Source organism: Paraburkholderia sp. MM5384-R2, assembly GCF_014201025.1.
In the GTDB taxonomy this organism is placed as follows: domain Bacteria; phylum Pseudomonadota; class Gammaproteobacteria; order Burkholderiales; family Burkholderiaceae; genus Paraburkholderia; species Paraburkholderia tuberum.
This window is the reverse complement of record NZ_JACHDI010000079.1, coordinates 1-1,858: the sequence shown is the minus strand read 5'-3', so window position 1 is coordinate 1,858 and position 1,858 is coordinate 1. Positions and strand designations below refer to the sequence as shown.

Annotated in this window: 1 protein-coding gene and 1 pseudogene; both read right to left on the bottom strand. The window is 62.1% G+C overall.

The features are described 5' to 3' along the window. Positions 1-342 precede the first annotated feature (342 nt). Positions 343-780, bottom strand: a complete 438-nt coding sequence (locus HDG37_RS38670; protein WP_184056840.1) for an SET domain-containing protein — start codon at positions 778-780, stop codon at positions 343-345. A 340-nt stretch (positions 781-1,120) separates the two neighbouring features. Continuing rightward, positions 1,121-1,392: pseudogene (locus tag HDG37_RS38665) on the bottom strand (HU family DNA-binding protein). Positions 1,393-1,858 lie beyond the last annotated feature (466 nt).

The following is a 1,858-nucleotide window of genomic DNA, read 5'->3' as shown; positions in this document are numbered from 1 at the left end:
ATGGGGCTTTGAAAGGCTTGAGCCGTGTGCTGGGAAACTCGCATGCACGGTTCTTAGGGGGCGGCGGTGCAGTAATGCACCGCTGCTACCCGACCATAACAGCAGGGTTTCGAGGCAATACTGGTCCAATTACTGTCTGCACCACCGCTCACGGTGTCCGCGCCGGCAGTGACCGGTCAGCCAGGCGCGCGATCATATTGCTTTTAAGCATAACTAACGATAGTTGTTGCAGCTGACTCAACCTTCAGCAGGCTCCGATCCTTGAACCGATCGCCGCATCCAGGTCCGGCGTGTGACGTACCGGTAGAAAACGGCATGGTCGACTATCAACCGGACATGCGGTCACCCCGAAAGCATGGTGCCTCGACAGTCAGCCGCACGACAGCGGCAGACGTACGCCCGGGTAATTCCAGCCGTCCGGGGGCCTTCGATCTGTAACTGATAGTCGATGTAAAGCTCAGAGCCTTTTCCGATGGGTCGGATCGTGCGGATGAAGACTCGCTCCCCCGCCTGTTCGGCCTCGCAGTTAGGAAAGCAACTGTGATTGAGCCATCTGGCAGAGTTTCCTCTCTGCCCACCGTCAATCACCCGACCATCGTCGAGCCCGAAGAAGAAAGTGTGACCCCGCTCGGCGGCGGAGCGTTCATAGGCCCGCTGGGCGCGCCTCCGCGAGACGAGCGTGCCCTTATATTCGAGAATCAATGTTCCGGTTTTGATATTGGCGAGTGCGAAGACGCCACGACCATGCACGGGGGAACTGCGAACGACGATACGGCGCATACGGGTATATTTGACGATACGGACAATAAGCGGACGGATTCGCGGACGGACGCCGCTTCGCCATAATGGGGCAGTCATAAACCGCTGTCACGCCCATGGCCGGTTCACCTGTCCGCGCAGCCAGAAAAGGCAGGCCAGTGCGCGATACCCCTCTGCTATCGGAACCGCCTGGTCGACGCGCCCGGCGAAGCGAGGGGCAGCGTGTGATGCGCTGCCCGAGCCACACCGGCGATGCCGGACGCCGCGCGGATGTGAAGTGGATCAATCTGCCGCTGCGCGACCGCCAGCGGTCCGGGTGCCCTGCGCGGTGTCCGGTCCGGGCAAAGGTCCAGCCCGGCAATTACCGGTTGACCGCCGCCTTGAACGCCTTGCCGGCGGTGAACTTCACCGTCTTCGCTGGGGAACCTGGATCTTTGCACCTGTCGCCGGGTTGCAGCCCACGCGCGCGGCGCGCGCGCCGGTCGAAGACGAGCCAACACCGACCAGCAGGACGGACTCGCCCTGCGTGGCGGCATCCGTGACCGCTGCGATGAACGCGGGGATCGCGTCAACCGTTGCGGCGTAGCTTTCACCTGTCGCGGCGGTGACCTCGACCGGTTCCTGTCTGTTCAGTGATGCTCCCCCGTTGAACGATGCCGTCACCCTGCCGGTCGCCGCGCGCCCGCGCCACGGCTCAAGCAACGGGCGTGAAAAGTATTGCCCGCGGGCGGGCGCATTGCCTAACATGTAGAGGTGGCTCGTGCTAATAGCGCGTGGCCGCAAAACGGAGCACAGGCGGGGCTGGCGGGAGACTGGCCGCCCGTCTGTGCTCCGCCACGACGGGTCCGCGACGGGTGCGGGCCGTTTTTTTGTCGGCTTCAATGGTGTCAGGTCGTTCGCCGACCCACTCCGGTCAGGCAACTTTCTCTAAACCAGTCAGTCAGCCAAACTCAGGTTTTGCAAACGGGAGTGCCACTAACCGGCCGTTGGCGACCTCACCCAATCGTTAAGGCTACTACAAGGGCTTCCCCATTGAGCGCAAGCACAAATGTGGTTTTCTGTTGTCGCAATGTTGCCTTGCCGACGTCGTGTGAGAAGG